At 71.9% G+C, this 17,631-nt stretch carries 12 protein-coding genes, 3 tRNA genes and 1 pseudogene; 7 read left to right on the forward strand and 9 right to left on the reverse strand.

Annotated elements, in window-relative coordinates:
- Nucleotides 1-13: 13 nt before the first annotated feature.
- Nucleotides 14-1,597, forward strand: a complete 1,584-nt coding sequence (locus ACIO3R_RS00335) for a GAF domain-containing protein (protein ID WP_402101829.1) — start codon at nucleotides 14-16, stop codon at nucleotides 1,595-1,597.
- Here ACIO3R_RS00335 and ACIO3R_RS00340 read toward each other — a convergent pair.
- The gene (locus ACIO3R_RS00340) at nucleotides 1,575-2,006 is read right to left on the reverse strand and encodes an Lrp/AsnC family transcriptional regulator (protein WP_385027471.1); all 432 of its coding nucleotides are present in this window, start codon (nucleotides 2,004-2,006) and stop codon (nucleotides 1,575-1,577) included. The genes ACIO3R_RS00335 and ACIO3R_RS00340 overlap by 23 nt on opposite strands.
- 209 nt (nucleotides 2,007-2,215) lie before the next feature.
- Here ACIO3R_RS00340 and ACIO3R_RS00345 point away from each other — a divergent pair, with 209 nt between their 5' ends.
- Nucleotides 2,216-3,355 (forward strand): MFS transporter, encoded by a 1,140-nt coding sequence (locus ACIO3R_RS00345; protein WP_385027582.1) that lies wholly within the window; start codon nucleotides 2,216-2,218, stop codon nucleotides 3,353-3,355.
- A 67-nt stretch (nucleotides 3,356-3,422) separates the two neighbouring features.
- On the opposite strand, the gene ACIO3R_RS00350 is transcribed toward ACIO3R_RS00345, so the two are convergent.
- Nucleotides 3,423-5,606, reverse strand: coding sequence for a ThuA domain-containing protein (locus ACIO3R_RS00350; RefSeq protein ID WP_402101831.1), 2,184 nt, complete (start codon nucleotides 5,604-5,606; stop codon nucleotides 3,423-3,425).
- 7 nt (nucleotides 5,607-5,613) lie between these two features.
- Nucleotides 5,614-8,076, reverse strand: coding sequence for a PQQ-dependent sugar dehydrogenase (locus ACIO3R_RS00355; protein ID WP_402101833.1), 2,463 nt, complete (start codon nucleotides 8,074-8,076; stop codon nucleotides 5,614-5,616).
- Between the two features lie 282 nt (nucleotides 8,077-8,358).
- On the opposite strand from ACIO3R_RS00355, the gene ACIO3R_RS00360 reads away from it, so the two are divergent.
- Genes ACIO3R_RS00360 through ACIO3R_RS00370 form a run of 3 tightly spaced genes read left to right on the forward strand, consistent with a single transcriptional unit; the run spans nucleotide 8,359 to nucleotide 12,051 of the window.
- Nucleotides 8,359-9,828, forward strand: coding sequence for an acyl-CoA synthetase (locus ACIO3R_RS00360; protein WP_402101835.1), 1,470 nt, complete (start codon nucleotides 8,359-8,361; stop codon nucleotides 9,826-9,828).
- On the forward strand, nucleotides 9,821-11,212 hold the full coding sequence (locus tag ACIO3R_RS00365; protein ID WP_402101837.1) for a carboxyl transferase domain-containing protein: 1,392 nt from the start codon (nucleotides 9,821-9,823) through the stop codon (nucleotides 11,210-11,212). The genes ACIO3R_RS00360 and ACIO3R_RS00365 overlap by 8 nt, the downstream gene beginning before the upstream one ends.
- A 41-nt stretch (nucleotides 11,213-11,253) precedes the next feature.
- On the forward strand, nucleotides 11,254-12,051 hold the full coding sequence (locus ACIO3R_RS00370) for a VOC family protein (RefSeq protein WP_402101839.1): 798 nt from the start codon (nucleotides 11,254-11,256) through the stop codon (nucleotides 12,049-12,051).
- Nucleotides 12,052-12,178: 127 nt separating this feature from the next.
- On the opposite strand, the gene ACIO3R_RS00375 is transcribed toward ACIO3R_RS00370, so the two are convergent.
- The 6 genes and pseudogenes from ACIO3R_RS00375 to ACIO3R_RS00400 all read right to left on the reverse strand — a co-directional run bounded on the left by ACIO3R_RS00375 (nucleotide 12,179) and on the right by ACIO3R_RS00400 (nucleotide 15,588).
- Nucleotides 12,179-13,471: an MFS transporter gene (locus ACIO3R_RS00375; protein WP_402101841.1), complete on the reverse strand. Its 1,293-nt coding sequence runs from the start codon at nucleotides 13,469-13,471 to the stop codon at nucleotides 12,179-12,181.
- A gap of 343 nt (nucleotides 13,472-13,814) precedes the next feature.
- Nucleotides 13,815-13,931 (reverse strand): annotated as a pseudogene (locus ACIO3R_RS00380) (VapC toxin family PIN domain ribonuclease); the annotation flags it as partial.
- A gap of 82 nt (nucleotides 13,932-14,013) precedes the next feature.
- Complete coding sequence (locus tag ACIO3R_RS00385; RefSeq protein WP_402101843.1) at nucleotides 14,014-14,622, reverse strand: hypothetical protein; 609 nt, start codon at nucleotides 14,620-14,622, stop codon at nucleotides 14,014-14,016.
- Nucleotides 14,623-15,115: 493 nt separating this feature from the next.
- A tRNA-Ile gene (locus tag ACIO3R_RS00390) sits at nucleotides 15,116-15,192 on the reverse strand.
- 245 nt (nucleotides 15,193-15,437) lie between these two features.
- Nucleotides 15,438-15,510 (reverse strand) — tRNA-Asn (locus ACIO3R_RS00395).
- A 5-nt stretch (nucleotides 15,511-15,515) separates the two neighbouring features.
- Nucleotides 15,516-15,588 (reverse strand) — tRNA-Asn (locus ACIO3R_RS00400).
- Between the two features lie 181 nt (nucleotides 15,589-15,769).
- Here ACIO3R_RS00400 and ACIO3R_RS00405 point away from each other — a divergent pair.
- Nucleotides 15,770-16,069 (forward strand): YtxH domain-containing protein, encoded by a 300-nt coding sequence (locus ACIO3R_RS00405; RefSeq protein ID WP_385027579.1) that lies wholly within the window; start codon nucleotides 15,770-15,772, stop codon nucleotides 16,067-16,069.
- Nucleotides 16,070-16,136: 67 nt separating this feature from the next.
- The gene (locus tag ACIO3R_RS00410; RefSeq protein ID WP_385354077.1) at nucleotides 16,137-17,582 is read left to right on the forward strand and encodes an FGGY family carbohydrate kinase; all 1,446 of its coding nucleotides are present in this window, start codon (nucleotides 16,137-16,139) and stop codon (nucleotides 17,580-17,582) included.
- Nucleotides 17,583-17,631 lie beyond the last annotated feature (49 nt).

Below are 17,631 nucleotides of genomic sequence, written 5' to 3' on the forward strand. Positions count from 1 at the left end.
GGTCGTACGGCGGATGACCGACGAACCACACGACACGGCACCCCGCAGGGGGATCCCCCGGAAACCCCGGCTGCCGATGCTCCTGGAGGCGGTGCTGAGCGTCGGCAGTGACCTCGAACTGCGGGCCACCCTCCAGCAGATCATCGACACCGCCACCGCACTCACCGAGGCCCGCTACGGCGCACTCGGCGTGCTGGACCCCGAGCGCGGCAGCATCCGCGAACTGTTCGTCTCCGGACTGAGCGACGCCGAACGGGAGGCCATCGGCGACCTCCCCGACAGCCACTCGGGCCTGCTCGGCGCGCTCATCGACGAGTCGCGGCCGCTGCGCTCCGACGACCTCACCACCGACCCGCGATCCACCGGGGTGCCGCCCGACCACCCCACGATGCACTCGTTCCTCGGCGCCCCGATCCGGGTGCACGACGAGGTCTTCGGGAACATCTACCTCACCGAGAAGACCACCGCGCACTTCACCGACACCGACGCGGCCCTCCTGCGGGTCCTCGCCTCGCAGGCCGGCATCGCGATCGGCAACGCCCGGACGTACGAGACGGCCCGGCAGCGCGAACGCTGGATCGAGGGCGCGGCCGCGGTCACCAACACCCTGCTGACCGGGGAGAACGCCGCCGACGCCCTGATGACCGTGGCGGAACGGGCCAGGATCCTCAGCGACGCGGCGGCCGGGGTGATCCTCCAGCCGACCGAGGAGGGCGGGATGGAGATCGTCGCCGCGTCCACGCTCGACGACCCGGCCGGCCTGGTGGGCACCACCATCGCGCCCGGCGCCCCGGTCCTGGTCCAGCTCCTGGGCGGCGAGCCGGTCTTCCTGGAGGACTCGGCGACCGATCCCCGGATGACCACCCACGTGCGGTCCCGGTTCGGCCCCAGCATGATGCTGCCGTTGCAGAGCGGCGGGCGGCTCATCGGCACCCTCGCCCTGCCCCGGCGGCGCGGCGCCCGCCCGTACACGGCCGTGGACCGGCTGCTGGCCTCGCAGTTCGCCTCACAGGCCGCGCTCGCGCTGGTCCTCGCGGACGCCCAGCACGACCGGGAGCAGCTCGCGGTGTACGAGGACCGGGACCGGATCGCCCGCGACCTGCACGATCTCGTCGTCCAGCGGCTGTTCGCCACCGAGATGATGCTGGAGTCGACCCGCCGCCGGGCCGGCGCCGGGGAGACCGACGAGCTGCTCGGCAGGGCGGTGGACGAGCTGGACTCCACGATCCAGGAGGTGCGGACGACCATCTTCGCCCTCCAGCAGCCGCCCGCGGAGGCCCCCACCACCTTCCGCGGCCAGGTGCTGCGGGAGACCCGGGGCGCGGCCGCGGTGCTCGGCTTCCAGCCGTCGGTGCACTTCACCGGGGCGGTGGACGCCCTCGTGCGGGAGCCGGTGGGCGGGCAGCTGCTCGCCGCGCTGCGCGGGGCGCTGGCGGCCGCGCACCGGCGGACCGGGGTGTCGGAGATCGAGGTGGAGGTCGATGTGACGGCCACGCTGCCCGACGGCCGGGCCGCGGTCCGGCTGACGGTCGGCGACGACGGGCGGGAAAAGGACGGATCGCGGCCGCCCGCCGTCAGCTGGCAGGCGCCGCTCTGAGCGCGACCCTGGTGCTGGAGTGGGCGACGCCCGCGTCCCGTCTGAGTCTGCGCAGCAGGGCGTCCAGCGAGGCGGTGTCGGCGGCGGTGGCGCGTACGAGGTAGTCGTGCCCGCCCGTCACGTGCACCACTTCGGTGATGCCGGGCAGTGTCAGCACCGCCCGCTCGAAGACCTCGTTGGTGGTGTCCATCCGCAGGGTCACGTCGATGAAGACGACGAGGCCGGTCCGGGTGTCGGCGGCGGGGTCGACGATCACGGTGAAGCCGCGGATGACGCCGTCCCGGCGCAGCCGCCGCACCCGGTCGGCCGCGGCGTTGGCGCTGAGCCCGACCCGTGACCCCAGATCGCGGTACGAGATCCGGGCGTCCTCCTGGAGAACGCCGAGGATTTCCCTGTCCAGACGGTCCATACCGCGATTGTCTCAGCTTTCGGGCAACTGCGACTTCTCAAGGCGCCCGCAAAGGCGCCCGCGGGCGCCTGAGACCCCGGCTCACGGATGGAGCAGGCCGACGGGCCGGTACCGGGCTCGCGCCCTTGACTGGTCCTGTGGACACAGCCGCCAGTCAGCCCACCGCTCCGGCCGCCGCGCAGCCCTCCGGCGCGTACCGCAACCTCGCGATGGCCACGATCGGCTTCGCGCTCACCTTCTGGGCGTGGAACCTGATCGCGCCCATGTCCGGGGAGTACAAGGACCGGCTCGGGCTGAGTTCGTTCCAGCAGTCGCTGCTCGTCGCCGTGCCGGTGCTGGTGGGCTCGCTGGGCCGGATCCCGGTGGGGGCGCTCACCGACAAGTACGGTGCGCGGCTGATGTTCCCGCTGATCTCGGCGTTCACCGTCGTGCCGGTGCTGCTGCTGATCCCGGCGAGGGACTCCTACGGCGCGATGCTGGCCGTGGGCTTCCTGCTGGGCCTGGGCGGTACGACGTTCGCGATCGGCATCCCGCTCGTCAACTCGTGGTTCCCGCCCGCGGAACGGGGTCTCGCCCTCGGTGTGTTCGGCATGGGCATGGGCGGTGTGGCGCTGTCCGGGTACTTCACCCCGCGGATCGCCGAGCACGGCCGCAACCTGCCGTTCCTCGTGGTCGCCGGGGCGCTCGTGGTGTACGCGGCGCTGGCGGCGGTGCTGGTCAACGACCGGCCCGGCCGGCAGGTGCCGACCGACACCCTGGCCCACCGGCTGGGTGCGGCGGGACGGCTGCGGGTCACCTGGGAGCTGTCGGCGCTGTACGCCATCGGCTTCGGCGGGATCGTGGCGTTCGGCGTCTATCTGCCGACGTACCTGAAGACCTGGTACGACCTCTCGCCCACCGACGCCGGTACGAAGGCCGCCGGATTCGCCCTGGTCACGGTGGTCTTCCGGCCGATCGGTGGCTGGCTCTCGGACCGGCTGCACCCGGCGCTGGTCTCGTCGGCGGCGCTCGGCGTGGCCGCCCTGATGGCGATCGTGCAGGCCTTCGACCCGAAGCTGATGCCCGGTGGCACGATCGCGCTGCTGATCATGGCGGCCGGTCTGGGTACCGCGAGCGGCAGTGTCTTCGCCCTGGTCTCGCAGGTGACCCCGCAGGCGAAGGTGGGCAGTGTGACCGGGATCGTCGGCGCGACGGGCGGACTCGGCGGCTTCGTGCCCCCGCTGGTGATGGGCGCGATCTACAGCGCGAAGGGCTCCTACTCGATCGGGTTCATGCTGCTGTCCGACCTGGCACTGGCGGGCTGTGTGTACGCGTACGGGCGGATGCGGACCATCCGGCGGGACGCCTGAGGCCGTCCGCGCCAACGGACGAACGGCAGCGTCCCCGCCGGGACACTGCCGTTCGTCGTGGACCTGATCAGCGAGCGGCGCGGGGGGCCGTGCGCTGCTGCTCGAACCTGGCCGCCCAGTACGCCGTCCGGTCGAGGTAGGCCGTCTCGGCGGCGGCCCCCGTCTTTCCGTACGCCCCTTCGTACGTCTGGTAGCCGTGTCCGGCGGGCGGGGTGCTCGACGCGGGTTCGATCGGGCTGCCCTCGTGCCATTCGTTGAAGGAGGTCACGGAGACCCAGGTGGGTGATCCGCCGATGGCCGGGTCGAGGGCGTTGTTCCACTCCAGGTCGTAGGAGGCGCCGTCCTCCCGGCCCAGGGTGGGTGTGGTGTTGCCGGGCACGGCCCGGTCGTCGATGTATCCGGGGGCCACCGAGGGCGCCCAGACCAGGCCGTTGGCCTCGGCGTACTCCCCCGCCTGCTTCCAGCCGGGGGCGGTGGCACCGGCGATGCCGTCGTAGGTGTAGATCCCGCCGAAGTGCGCGACCTTGGTGGTGTCGGTGGTCTGGGCGAGGACGACGGCGCTGTCGCTCACCGCGTCCAGGGCCGACCAGTCCTGGATCCTCAGGCTCTCGAAGACGTAGAACGCCGGGCGGTTGCCGTGCTCGGCGTCCCGGTAGTAGGCCGGGCTGTCGCCGTACTCGTCGTTCAGGTAGGCGATGTCGTCGACCACGGAGGCCGCGGTCCTGCCGCTGTACGGCTCGATGTGCCAGGCGACCTTGATCCCGTGCCGGGCGGCGGCATCCAGGACCTTCGGGGCGAGGGTGTCCTCGTAACCGCCCTGTCCCCACCAGCTGTAGACGATGACTCCGGCGCCCGACTGCTCGATCCACTTCATGTGCTGCTCGACGGCCCCGGCGGCGTCACCGGAGTCGTACGGGCCGAGCTTCGGGTAGAGGTCGGCGCCGATGTCGTCGGGCGGGGCGTGGCCACCCTGTTCCCAGTGGCGCCAGCTGCCGTTCGTCTCCGGGGTGCCGTACCAGGGGTAGTAGAAGAGGTGGACGTTGGAGGAGCCCGCCGCCTTGGTGTCCTGCCCTTTGGCCAGGGTGAAGCTGTCGATGTCGAACAGGGAGCCCGCTCCCCCGGTGAACCGGAGGAACAGCGGGCCGGAACCGGTGGCGGTGAGGGCGCCGGTCACCTCCGTGAAGGTCTCCCAGCCGCCGGTCGGGGCGACGTCCACCGAGCCGAGCAGCGGTCCGGTGGCGGAGCCGGAGTGCACCTCGATGGTGCCGCCCGCCCCGGCCGAGGAGACCTTGGCGGTGAACGAGGTGGCCCCGGCCGTCTCGACGGAGGCGTAGCCCGCCCAGTCGCCGTTGTCGATGTAGCCGAGGGTGGCCCCGCCGCCCGCGCCGGTGTGCGCGGCGCTCTGCACGCCGGAGGAGGAGGTGTACGACTCCGCCTCCACGGAGGTGTCACCGGGGTCCGGGGTTCCGGAGCCGCAGTCGGCCCGCACCGCGCCGGCCGCGTACTGGATGCCGCCGAGGAGCAGTTGACGGAAGTCCGGATCGCTGTACGACTCGATGGTGTGGCCGAGGCCGGTGTAGAAGGACCGTCCCCGCTGCTGCGGGTGGCACCAGGTGATCGGGTGGTCTCCGCCCATCTCACCGCCGGTGTAGCTGCTTTCGTCCAGGGTCTGGAGCACATGGACGTCGGCGCGCGGGTTGGTGCGGTAGTTGTACAGCTCGTCGGTCCGGGTCCACACGTCGTCGAGGTGTGACGTCGCCGGGTGTGCGTGGTCCTCGGTGACGACCTTCGCCTGCTGGATCGCCGGGTGGCTCTTGAACCAGGCGCCGACGAGGTGTTCGTACGCCGGCCAGTCGTACTCGGTGTCGGCGGCCGCGTGGACGCCGACGAATCCGCCGCCGCCGTCGACGTACGCCGACAGGGCGTCCTGCTGCGCGGTGTCCAGGACGTCGCCGGTGGTGCTGAGGAAGACCACCGCTTCGTACCCGGCGAGGTTCGAAGGGGTGAAGGCGGCGGCGTCCTCGGTGGCGGTGACGTCGAAGCCGTCCGCCGCGCCGAGTTCCCGGATCGCGGTGATGCCGGCCGGGATGGAGTCGTGCCGGAATCCGGCGGTCCTGGAGAAGACCAGCACGTCGTACGGGTCGGCGGCCGCGGCCGCTCCCGCCGGGGCGGGGGCCAGGAACGCGGCTCCGAGTGCGAGTGCGGCGGCGCAGGCGATGTGGCGTACGCGCCGCGAGAGTTGGCGTCTCATGAGTCGGTCACCCCTCCGTCTCGAAGGTGAAGGCGTCGAGGTCGAACAGATTCCCCCGGCCCGTGGGCCCCTTGAAGACGAGGAAGAGTTCGGTCGGGCCCGCGGGTGCGTTGCTCACGTCCGCCGAGACGTCGGTGAAGGTCTCCCAGCCGCCGGTGGGTGCGACGGTCAGGGTGGAGAGCAGGGTGCCGGTGGGGGAACCCGCGCGCACCTCCAGCGTGCCGCCGGGACCGGCGGAGGAGACCCGGGCCGAGACTCCGGTGGCGTTGGCCAGGGCGTACGGCTCGAAGGAGATCCAGTCGCCGTTGTCGGTGAAGCCGACGGTGGCGCCGCCCTCGGCCGTCCCGTGCTGGGCGGCCTCGATGCCGGACTGGGCCGCGAAGTGCTCGGCCTGCCGGTGCCGGGGCTGGAGGATGTGGGCACTGTGGGTGGTGAGTCCGCCGGCGTCGGTGTACTCGGCGTCGAAGACCCCGTAGATGTTGGCGGCGCTGTCGTGCTCACCGTCGACGGGGACGTCGATGGTGCCGGAGCAGCCGTTCTTCGAGGTGATCTGGTGGCGGTGGCTGTCGTGGCCGAGCAGATAGGTGACCTTCACCTTCGCGCAGTCGACGGTGCCGTCCTCCGGGTCGGTGACGGTGACCGTGAAGGGCACGGAGTCGCCGAAGGAGAAGAGTGCGCCGTCGGCGGGCGTGGTCAGGGTGACCGTGGGGGCGGTGTTGCCTGCTGTCACGACGAGGCTGGCGGTGCCGGTGAGGCCCTCGGGGTCGGTGACCTTGAGGGTCGGGTTGAAGGTCCCGGCGGTGGTGTAGGTGTGGTGCGGGTTCGCGTCGGTGGAGGTGGCGCCGTCACCGAAGTCCCAGGCGTAGCTCAGCGGCCCGCCCTCGGGGTCCGCGCTGCCGGCCGAGGAGAAGGCGACGTCGAGCGGGGTGGGTCCTGAGGTGCGGTCCGCGGCGGCCTTGGCGACCGGGGAGCGGTTGCTGCCCGCGAGGTACTCGACGCGGTACAGCGCCTGGTTGTCGGAGCCGGTGCCGTAGTCCAGGACGTACAGCGCACCGTCCGGGCCGAACGCGGAGTCCATGACCTGGGTCCCGGTCCACGGGAAGCTGTCGATCGTCCCGGGCGATCCGTCGGCCTTCACCTCGATCGGCTTGATCCACTTGCGGCCGTACTCGGCGGCGAAGAAGCGGCCGTCGAGCGAGGCGGGGAACTTCACGGCCGAGTCGAGGTCCGCGTCGTAGTGGTAGACGGGTCCGGCCATCGGCGATTCGGAGCCGCCGCCGAACTCGGGCGGTGAGCCCGCGTCACCCGCGTACCTGATCCAGGCGGGCTGCACGGCGGGCAGCGTCGGCCGGCCGGTGTTGCGGAAGGAGTTGTTGGCCGGGCCGCCCGCGCAGTCGTACTTCGCGCCGGAGGGGCCGCTCGGGAAGGTGTACTCGTTGTACGTCTCCGAGGCGGTGTTGGTGCCCGTGCAGTAGGGCCAGCCGAAGTTGCCGGGGGCGGTGACGCGGTCGAACTCGACCTGGCCGCTGGGGCCCCGGTTCGCGTCGGTGGTGCCGGCGTCGGGGCCGTAGTCACCGATGTAGACGGTGCCGGTCGGCTTGTCGACGGACATCCGGAACGGGTTGCGGAAGCCCATCGCGTAGATCTCCGGCCGGGTCCTCTCCGTGCCGGGGGCGAAGAGGTTGCCGGCCGGGACAGTGTAGCCGCCGGCGGCGGTCGGCTTGATCCGCAGCAGCTTGCCGCGCAGGTCGTTGGTGTTCCCCGAGGAGCGCTGGGCGTCGAACTGCGGGTTGCGCTCGGTGCGTTCGTCGATCGGCGCGTAGCCGGCGGACTCGAACGGGTTGGTGTCGTCGCCGGTGGTCAGGTAGAGGTTCCCGGCGGCGTCGAAGTCGATGTCACCGCCGACGTGGCAGCACTGCCCGCGGTCGTTGGGGACTTCGAGGACGACCTTCTCACTCGCGGTGTCCAGCGTCCCGTCGGTCCTCAGGGTGAACCGGGAGAGGTTGAGGTGCCCCTTCCACGGCTCGAAGTCGGCGGCCGTTCCGTTGACGGGGGCGTCACCGGCAGGGGTGTTCAGGGTGGGTGAGTAGTAGAGGTAGAGGTAGCGGTTGGTGGCGAAGTCCGGATCGGCGGCGACGCCCTGCAGCCCTTCCTCGTCATGCGTGTAGACATTGAGCTTGGCGGCGGTCTTCGTCGCCCCGGAGGCGTCGGTGAGCCGGACCGTGCCGTCCCGGGCGGTGTGGACGACGGACCGGTCCGGCAGGACGGCCAGGGACATGGCCTCGCCCAGTTCGTCGGCGCCGAGGGCCAGTTGGACCTGCTGGTAGTCGGCGGCGGGCATGTCGGCCGCCGCGTGAGCCGCGGTGGGGGCCGCGGGCGCGGCCGCCGCGGTGCCCGCGGCCAGGCCGCCGGCGGCGACCAGGGTGAGTGCGGTGACGATTCTGGACCACAGGGGTGGGGACAGAGGCATGAACGCTTCCTTCCTGACGGTGCGTGGGGTTGTCAGGCAAGGCGCTGTCGCGCTTTGCGACGTGCGGGTACTGCCGGGCGAGCGGCGATGCAGCCAGGTTCTTTCTCACCTGCCGCGCCGAGATGCCCTACCGGAGTGAACTTTTTGCATGCTGGCAACGCAAAATTAATATGTCAAGGTCGTATCCAAATTCCCGCCGGATGCCTCGTACAGCCATCCGGCGCCGGTTCAGGACACTTTCCGGGGACGGAAGCGCTTCGCCTGTCTAGGGTTCGCAGAGTGATGCCACTCTTGCCTGCACTCCAGGATCCCGCCGGTCCGCCGGCCGCCCGCGAAGCCGTCCGGTTCGGCGAACAGTCCCTGACCTACGCGCAGTTGGCCACCGCGGCGGATGCGCTCGCGGCCCGGATCGCCGATGCGGGCCGGGTCGCGGTCTGGGCCGCCCCGGCCCCGGAGACCGTGGTCGCGGTGGTCGCCGCGCTGCGGGCGGGGGTGCCCGCCGTGCCGCTCAACCCGAAGACGGGTGAGCGGGAGCTCGCGCACATCGTCGCGGACAGCGCCCCCTCGACGGTGCTGGCCGCGCCCGGTGACGTACTGCCGCCCGCGCTGGCCGCGCTGACCCGGGTCGACGTGGACACGGACACGGCCCCCGCGAACGGAGACGCCTCCGCCTCCTCCTTCGTCGAGCCCTCCCCCGAGGCCCCGGCCCTGATCGTGTACACCTCCGGCACCACCGGCCCGCCCAAGGGCGCGGTGCTGCCGCGCCGGGCCGTCGCCGCCACCCTGGACGCGCTGGAGGACGCCTGGCAGTGGACCGGCGACGACGTCCTCGTCCACGCACTGCCGCTGTTCCATGTGCACGGGCTGATCCTCGGCATTCTCGGTCCGCTGCGGCGGGGCGGTTCGGTACGCCACCTCGGCCGGTTCTCCACCGAGGGCGTGGCCCGGGAGCTGGAGTCGGGCGGCACGATGCTGTTCGGCGTGCCGACGATGTACCACCGGCTCGCGGAAGCGCTTGCGGTCCCCGCCGCGTCCGACGGGCTCGCGAAGGCCCTGGCGGGCGCCCGGCTGCTGGTCTCCGGATCGGCCGCGCTGCCGGTCCACGACCACGAGCGGATCGCGGCGGCGACCGGCCGCCGGGTCATCGAGCGGTACGGCATGACGGAGACGCTCATGAACACGGGCGTGCGGGCCGACGGCGAACCGCGCCCCGGCACCGTCGGCGCCCCGCTGCGCGGCGTCGAACTCCGCCTGGTCGAGGAGGACGGCAGCGCGCTCGCGGACCCCGCGTCCATCGGTGAGATCCAGGTGCGCGGCCCGAACCTGTTCACCGGCTACCTCAACCGCCCCGACGCGACGGCCGCGGCCCTCACCGCCGACGGCTGGTTCCGTACCGGGGACATGGCCACCCTCGACCCCGACGGGTACGTACGGATCATCGGCCGCAAGGCCACCGACCTGATCAAGAGCGGCGGCCACAAGATCGGCGCCGGTGAGATCGAGAACGCCCTCCTGGAGCACCCGGGTGTCCGCGAGGCCGCCGTCACCGGCGAACCCGACCCGGACCTGGGCGAGCGGATCGTCGCCTGGGTGGTGCCGGCCGACCCCTCCTCCCCGCCCTCGGCCGACGAGCTCGCCGGGCATGTCGCGGCCCAGCTCTCCCCGCACAAGCGGCCGCGCACCGTCCGCTACCTGGACGCGCTGCCGCGCAACGACCTGGGCAAGATCATGAAGCGGTCGCTCCATGGCTGACCGGCTGTCGGCCCGTGCGGCGATCGCCGCCGTCACCGCCGACTTCACCGAGTCCACCGCCCCGCGCGAGGACACCGAGGCCGACGGGCCCCTCGGCTGGTCGGGATACGCCGACTCCCGGGCGCGGGCCACCGCCCGCACCGGTGAGCGGGAGTCCGTCGTGCACGGCGTCGCCACCCTCGGCGGCCGCCGCTGCGTCCTGGTCTCGTTCGAGTTCGGGTTCCTCGGCGGCTCGCTCGGGCAGCGCACCGGGGACCGGCTGGAGGCGGCGTACGAGGAGGCCGTGACCCGGCGGCTCCCCCTGGTCTCGCTGATCGCCACGGGCGGCAGCCGGATGCAGGAGGGCATGATCGCGCTCACCCAGCTGCACCGGGTGGCGCGTGCGTCGGCGCGGCTGCGGGCGGCCGGTCCGGCGCAGCTCGCGGTCCTGCGCGACCCGACGACCGGGGGCGGCTGGGCGACCCTGGGCGCGGGCGCCGATGTGATCCTGGCGCTGCCGGGGGCCCAGGTCGGGTTCGCCGGTTCCCGGGTGCGGCCGCACGGCGCCGACCCCCTCGCGTACACCGCGGAGGGCCAGCTGGCGGCCGGCCAGATCGACGCGATCGTCCCGCCGGAGGAACTGGCCGCGGTCCTGGGCCACTGGCTGCGGGCGCTCGCCCACCGCGACTCCGTGCCGGAACCCGCGCCGGTGCCGGCCGCGCTCTCCGCGACCGGACTCCCGCGCACCGGCTGGGACGCGGTGGTCCGGGCCCGGTCCGCGTCGCGGCCGCGCGCCGGGGCGTATCTGGACGCCTACTTCGGGCCACGGCTCCCGCTCCACGGGGACCGCTGCGGGGGCACGGACCCCGGGCTGCTCTGCGGGTTCGGGCTGCGCGAGGGGCGGCCCGTCGCGTACGTCGCCCAGTGCGGCACCGCGACCCGCCCGGCGGGCTACCGCACCGCGGCCCGGGTGATCAGGCTGGCCGACCGGCTCGGCGTCCCGGTCCTCACCCTGGTCGACACCCCGGGCGCGGCCAACGACGCCGAGGCGGAACGGGCCGGCGCGGGCGCGGCCATCGCCGACGCCTTCGCGGCGATCGCGGCCGCCCGGGTCCCCGTCACGACCCTGGTGATCGGGGAGGGCGGTTCGGGTGGCGCACTGGCCCTGGCCGCACCGGACAACACCCATGTCACCGCCGACAGTTACTTCTCGGTCATCGCCCCGGAGCTCGCGGCGGCGATCCTGAAGCGCTCCCCGGACCAGGTGCACGCCACGGCGGACCAACTGCGGCTGCGTCCGCAGGACCTGGTGGACCTGGGGGTCGCCCGCTCCGTCGTACGGCCCGGCCCGCCGGGGGCCGGGGCGGGTTCGGCGCGCACGGGAAGCGGTGGGTCGATAGCGTAATAAAAGGGGTAAATCTTCGAGTGAAGAGAAGAGGCCAGGTCATGGCCGCAGAACCAGAGGGCACTCCGTGCTGGGCCGACGCGACGTTCGGTGACCTCGCGGGTGCGAAACGCTTCTACGGTGAGCTGCTGGGCTGGACGTACGGCGACTCGCTGTCCGAGTTCGGCAACTACACCCAGGCGTACGTGGACGGCAAGGCGGTCGCCGCCCTGATGCCGCCCGTCCCCGGTCATGAGGTACCGGCCGCCTGGACCCTCTATCTCGCCTCGCCGGACGCCGCGGCCACCGCCGCGAAGATCCGCGAGCACGGCGGCGAGGTGCTGGTGGAGCCCATGCGGGTCGGCGAGTTCGGCACGATGGTGCTGGCCCGCGACCCGGGCGGAACCGCGTTCGGGGTCTGGCAGTCGGGCAGCCACGAGGGGTTCGGCGCGCGCGATGTGCCCGGCGCCTACAGCTGGGGCGAGGTCTTCACCCGGGAGCCGGAGAAGGCGGACCCCTTCTTCCGCGCGGTCTTCGGGTACGGGCTGAAGCGTGTGGAGGACGACACGGTCGACTTCGCGCTCTACGACCTGGGCGCGGACCCGGTGCTCGGCCGGATGAGGATGACGGAGGACTTCCCTCCGGAGGTGCCGCCGTACATGAACGTGTACTTCACCGTCGCGGACTGCGACGCGGCCGTGGAGAAGGCCGAGGCGCTCGGGGCACAGCTCCGGTTCGGCCCGCTGACCATCCCGTTCGGCCGGTTCGCGGCCCTCACCGACCCGCAGGGCGCACCGTTCTCGCTGATCGACGGCACGACGACCGGCGGCGAGATGCCGAAGCTCGCGGACGTCGCCTGACGGGCGAGCTGGCGAAGCTCGCGGACGTCGCCTGACGGACGAGCTGGCGAAGCTCGCGGACGTCGCCTGACGGACCCGCGGCCCCGGTACGGGCGCGGGGCCGGAACGTGGAGCCCGGACCGTGTCCCTACGCCTCGGGGTCGCGTGCGTCGTACCGCGCGAACCGGGGCCACCGCAGGGCCAGCACCGCCACGGCGACCACGCACGCGATCCCTCCCCCGGTCACGGCCACGCCGGGCGAGACGAGATCGGCGACCGATCCGGCGAGGAAGTCGCCGAGCCGCGGGCCGCCCGCGACGACGACGATGAACACGCCCTGGAGCCGCCCGCGCATCTCGTCCGGCACGGCGGCCTGGAGCATGGTGTTGCGGAAGACCATCGAGGTGGTGTCGGCCGCCCCCGCGAGCGCCAGGAAGATCAGCCCGAGCCAGAGCTGCCGGGTCAGCCCGAACACCGCGATGGCGGTGCCCCAGCCCGCGACCGCGAGGAGCACGGCGAGCCCGTGCCGCCGGATCTTCCCCAGCCAGCCGGAGAACACCCCGCCCAGCAGCGCTCCCATGGCCGGGGCCGCGACCAGCAGCCCGGTGGTCTTCGCGTCGCCCCCGTACCAGACGACGGCCACGACGGGGAACAGTGCGCGGGGGCTGGCGAGCACCATGGCGCACATGTCGGTGAAGAACGTCATCCGCAGGTTGGGCCTGGTGCCCAGGAACCGCAGCCCGTCCATGACGGACGCCCGCTTCCCGGGGCCGGCGGCGCCCTCCGCCCGGTCCGGCAGCATCGAGGGCAGCCGCCACATCGCGTAGAGCGAGGCGGTGAAGGTGACGGCGTCGATGCCGTACGCGGCCCGGTATCCCCACCAGCCGACGATGAGCCCGCCGAGCATCGGTCCGACGAGTGCGCCGGTGGTGCTGGTCATGGAGTTCAGCGCGTTGGCGGCGGGCAGCTGTTCGGCCGGCAGGAGGCGGGCGATCATCGAACTGCGGGCCGGTGAGTTGAGCGCGAAGCAGACGGCCTGGAGCGCGACGACCGCGTACAGCGGCCCCACCCGTTCCACCCCGGCGACGGTGATCGCCACCAGCCCTACGGAGAGGACGAACGACCCGAAGGCACTGGCCAGTCCCAGCTTCCGCCGGTCGACGGTGTCGGCGATGGCACCGCCGTACAGCCCGAAGACGACCAGGGGCACGAGCGAGCAGAAACCGATCAGCCCGACGGAGAAGGCGGATCCGGTGAGGTCGTACACCTGGAGCGACACGGCGAGCGCGGTCATCCCCTGCCCCACCCAGGAGACCGTGTTCCCGAACCAGAGCCGCCGGTAGTCGGGAGAGGTCCGCAGCGGGGTCAGGTCGGCGAATATGCGGGAGCGAGGGGCGGGCTCATCTGCCTCGCCCGTCGTTTCGGTCAGGGATTCGGTCACGAAGGATGGTATCGACCGGTCCCGGCGGCCCCGCGCACGCAGAAGTACGGCAGAGGAATGCGTGGCAGAGCTCTTCGGGTCTTTGGAGAATCCTTGAGGCCAGGAATCCGGCAGGGGCGACCACGACCGGCCCCGCCTTCGATCTGCGCGTCGACGCCGAGGAGTGCGTCGACTTCCTCGACCACCGGGGCAGCAAGGTGCGCACTCGCCGCACGGCGGGTGGCGGGACCACCGTCCTCGCGCAGGGCGGCACGGGTTCGCTGGGGCTGGAGGCCGGTACCTCGGAACGCTTGTTCCTCACGGGCGAACCGACGTCCACGGGTGAGCTGCCCGCTCCGGTGCCCGGCGAGAGATGGCAGAGATCATCCACCTCTTCGACCAACTCGTCCCGATGGGCCGAGCTGGTGGACGAGTAGAGGAACTCCGCCCTCGTGGGCTCGCAGACATGGAACACGCCGGCGACGTTGGACTTCCCGCCGCAGGCTGCGGGCAAGGTCAGCCGCCATCCCTGGCTCGACAGTTCGCATGGGAGGTTGCGGCAATCACAACCAGTCACCGCGCATTGCCGGATCGGGCGGGTGCGACAGCTCGATGACCTCGCCGACAGGAATGCACCCGGATCGCGTGGAGCGCGCCGCGCGGACACGGATACGGTCACCGGGGAGAAGCACGAGCAAGGCCAGAGCCGAAGACAAGGAGCGTCGATATTGAGACGGCCTGGTCAGGTTCTCGATCTCGAGAACGTCGGCTTCCGCGGAGACGAGGAGCTCCACGACGCGCAGCAGTTCGTCACCCTCTTTCTCGACTGACCTGCCGGTATAGACCATGGATTCCGATTCCGTGACGATCGCCATGGCGTGCCCGGCGAGTACTTCCTCGCGGGACGTCGCGTCCTCCGGGTCGAAACCCAGGAGACCACCACTGAGGTGATCGCAGGCGGCCCATCCCTCCTCCGCCCCGTCGTCGCGGCCGCGCAGGGAGTAGTACACCTCTTCTGCGAAGTAACCGTCATCCCTGCGGTGAAGCAGTAGTACGAATCCGAGATCACACTCTGCCCAGACATCCGCGACGGTCGGTTCTGCGGCGGGGTCACTACCGGCGGTTGCCACCGGCGGGCCAGCTCCGAGGGCCTTCAAGGCGATCTCGGCCAAGGGGCGCCTCATGTATCCGCCTTCCATCGCACTGCGCTTCCGCCGTTCGACTGATCAAGGAGTGCGTACTCCTCGGGTTCGAGGGAGATCTCGTCGTCCTCGGTGTCGTTGACATGTCCGTCAGCAGCCCCACGTAGGCGTGCGCGTAGACAGAGAGCTTCTCCGAGTTCGGCATCTCAGGCTCGCCCGGCTTGACGAAACCCTCATCCTTGACCCACTCCGGCGGCCATTGCCGTCCGTGACCATTCACCAGGTCGCGGAACCGTTTCGCCGCCCCTTCGTCGTCGAAGGTCTGGCGCTGGTTCTGCCCTGTTCGGGAGCCACCAGTCCGCCACATCACCGTGTACGAGATGTCACCGCTCAGGCGTTCACCGGCCATGCCGTGAGCCATCCGAAGGAGCCCTGCGGCGAGTCGCTGCGGCGTTCGCGCGGCGCATGCCGTGCCCCGGCTAGCGTCGCAACGGCGTTCCCACTGGTCACAACGTTTCTGCTGTGGTGGGGCGGGTGGGACTCGAACCCACGGCCGACGGATTATGAGTCCGCTGCTCTAACCGGCTGAGCTACCGCCCCTTTTCGGCCTGGCGCGTACATGTGTGCGCGCCGTCTGCCGCAGCATAGCCGGTCATACGATCTCTCGCTCCGGATGCCCGGGTACTCGTGACCATGAAGACTGCGCTGCTCCGTGCCTGGTTCCGGGCGACGTGAAGTTGACGCGAAAGAGTCACGCCGGCCCCACCCGCACCACCGGACCGGACCGCCGGAGGGCCGGTTCGGGGCACGCGAAAAAGGACCCCGCAGGGCCCTCTTCCGTTCCGCTCCCCCGACTGGACTCGAACCAGTAACCCTCCGGTTAACAGCCGAATGCTCTGCCAATTGAGCTACAGGGGATCGCGCTCCCCCGACTGGACTCGAACCAGTAACCTGCCGGTTAACAGCCGGCTGCTCTGCCAATTGAGCTACAGGGGATTGCTGCGTCGCCTCGAACGACACCTGCCTGGCGGCTGCCGGGCGGCGGACGTTCGCTGCGACACATACATTAGCGCAAGCAGGGGGGTGCTTTGCCAATCGGTATCGGCCGGGGTGATCTCCGGTGTCCGCGGGTAGGCGGGCAGCACACGTCGCACGGAGTGAAGGAAGGGTGGCAGCCATGCGGTACCGGCTCACGTTCATCGCCGGAGTGGCCCTCGGTTACGTACTCGGCACACGTGCCGGGCGCGAGCGCTACGAGCAGCTGAAGAAGTCCGCACGCCAGTTCGCCCAGAACCCGGCCGTGCGCAACACCTGTGAGTCGGCCGCCCAGAGCGGCCGCGAGTTCGCCGGGAAGGCGTACCACGTGGTGGGCGACAAGGTCGGCGAGAAGGTGCCGGCGTCCGTCGCGGACCGGGTCCGGTCGATGCGCGGGCGCGGCGCGAACGGCGAGGACGACTGGGGAACGACCAACACCTGAGGCCCCGTCGTCATGTCTGCCGCACCGCCGGTACGGGAACGGTCCGGCGGTGCGGCAGAATCTGTGTATGGGCATAGTCGCCGGCTTGGACAGTTCATCCGCCTTCACGCACATCGTGGTCTGCGATACGGACACGGGTGCCGTACTGCGCCAGGGGTACGCCGCACACCCCGTGGAGGCGAAGGCCACCGAGGTCGATCCGCAGGCGTGGCTGCTCTCACTCGGTGAGGCGGCCACCGGCGGGCTGCTCGAAGGCGTGCAGGCCATCGGGGTGTCCGCGCAGCAGCACGGGCTCGTACCGCTGGACCGGCAGGGCAATCTCGTGCGCCCCGCGCTGCTCGGCAACGACAAGCGGGCGCAGGTCGCCGCGGCCGATCTGATCGACGGGCTGGGCGGGCGGCAGGCCTGGGCCGAGGCGGTCGGGGCGGTGCCGCAGGCCGCTCAGCCGGTGTCGAAGCTGCGCTGGCTGGCGCGGACCGAGCCGGAGGCGGCACAGCGGGTCGCCGCCGTGCTCCAGCCGCACGACTGGCTGGTGTGGCAGCTGCTGGGCCGCCCGGCCCGGCGGACGACCGACCGGGGTGCCGCGTCAGGGACCGGTTACTGGTCGGCGGGCAGTGAGTCCTACCGGCCGGACCTGGTGCGGCTGGCGCTCGGCCGGGAGGCGGCGCTGCCCGAGGTGCTCGGTCCCTGCGAGGCGGCCGGGACGACGCCCGAGGGGCTGCTGATCTCGGCGGGTACCGGCGAGACGATGGCGGCGGCGTTCGGCCTCGGGGTCGGGGTCGGCGACGCCGTGGTGTCGCTGGGGGCCTCCGGCTCGGTGATGGCGGTGCACCACGAGGCGCTGGCCGATCCGACCGGGATGATCACCTCGTTCGCGGACGCCACCGGGATGCACCTGCCGGTGGTGCACACGTCGAACGCGGTACGCGCGCTGCGCGGCACCGCCGAGATGCTGGACGTGGAGGGGCTGGAGGAGCTGTCGGCGCTGGCGCTGAAGTCGACGCCGGGCGCCTCCGGGCTGGTGCTCCTGCCGTATCTGGAGGGTGAGCGGACCCCGCATCTGCCGCACACCGCGGGGACGTTGAGCGGGCTGCGGCGCGAGTCGATGAAGCCGGAGCACCTCGCGCGGGCCGCGTTCGAGGGGATGCTCTGCTCGCTGGCCGACGCGCTGAACGTGCTGCGCGGCCGCGGGGTCGAGGTACGGCGGGTGTTCCTGCTGGGCGCCGCCGCCGAACTGCCTGCCGTGCGGGCGTTCGCGCCCATGCTGCTGGGGACGCAGGTGGTCGTGCCGGAGCCGGCCCAGTACGCGGCGCTGGGTGCGGCCCGGCAGGCGGCCTGGGCGCTGGGGGTCTCGCAGGGGACGCTCGATCCGCGCACTCCCCCGGTCTGGCAGGACGCCGCGGCGCAGGTGCTGGATCCCGGCGAGGAGCTGGCGGTCGGCCAGGCGGTACGCCAGCAGTACGTGGCGACGCGGGACCAGATCCACCCCGGGGCGTTCGACACCGCGCGCTGACATCCGGGGCGCTGACATCCGGGGCGCTGATACGCGGGGCGCTCCATCC

It is taken from the genome of Streptomyces sp. NPDC087428, from assembly GCF_044744085.1.
GTDB lineage: Bacteria > Actinomycetota > Actinomycetes > Streptomycetales > Streptomycetaceae > Streptomyces.

What these genes read in the sequence shown, in the direction of transcription:
- ACIO3R_RS00335 (WP_402101829.1), top strand. Translation starts at nt 14, where the DNA reads ATGACCGACGAACCACACGACACGGCACCCCGCAGGGGGATCCCCCGG.
- ACIO3R_RS00340 (WP_385027471.1), bottom strand. Translation starts at nt 2,006, where the DNA reads ATGGACCGTCTGGACAGGGAAATCCTCGGCGTTCTCCAGGAGGACGCC.
- ACIO3R_RS00345 (WP_385027582.1), top strand. Translation starts at nt 2,216, where the DNA reads ATGGCCACGATCGGCTTCGCGCTCACCTTCTGGGCGTGGAACCTGATC.
- ACIO3R_RS00350 (WP_402101831.1), bottom strand. Translation starts at nt 5,606, where the DNA reads ATGAGACGCCAACTCTCGCGGCGCGTACGCCACATCGCCTGCGCCGCC.
- ACIO3R_RS00355 (WP_402101833.1), bottom strand. Translation starts at nt 8,076, where the DNA reads ATGCCTCTGTCCCCACCCCTGTGGTCCAGAATCGTCACCGCACTCACC.
- ACIO3R_RS00360 (WP_402101835.1), top strand. Translation starts at nt 8,359, where the DNA reads ATGCCACTCTTGCCTGCACTCCAGGATCCCGCCGGTCCGCCGGCCGCC.
- ACIO3R_RS00365 (WP_402101837.1), top strand. Translation starts at nt 9,821, where the DNA reads ATGGCTGACCGGCTGTCGGCCCGTGCGGCGATCGCCGCCGTCACCGCC.
- ACIO3R_RS00370 (WP_402101839.1), top strand. Translation starts at nt 11,254, where the DNA reads ATGGCCGCAGAACCAGAGGGCACTCCGTGCTGGGCCGACGCGACGTTC.
- ACIO3R_RS00405 (WP_385027579.1), top strand. Translation starts at nt 15,770, where the DNA reads ATGCGGTACCGGCTCACGTTCATCGCCGGAGTGGCCCTCGGTTACGTA.
- ACIO3R_RS00410 (WP_385354077.1), top strand. Translation starts at nt 16,137, where the DNA reads ATGGGCATAGTCGCCGGCTTGGACAGTTCATCCGCCTTCACGCACATC.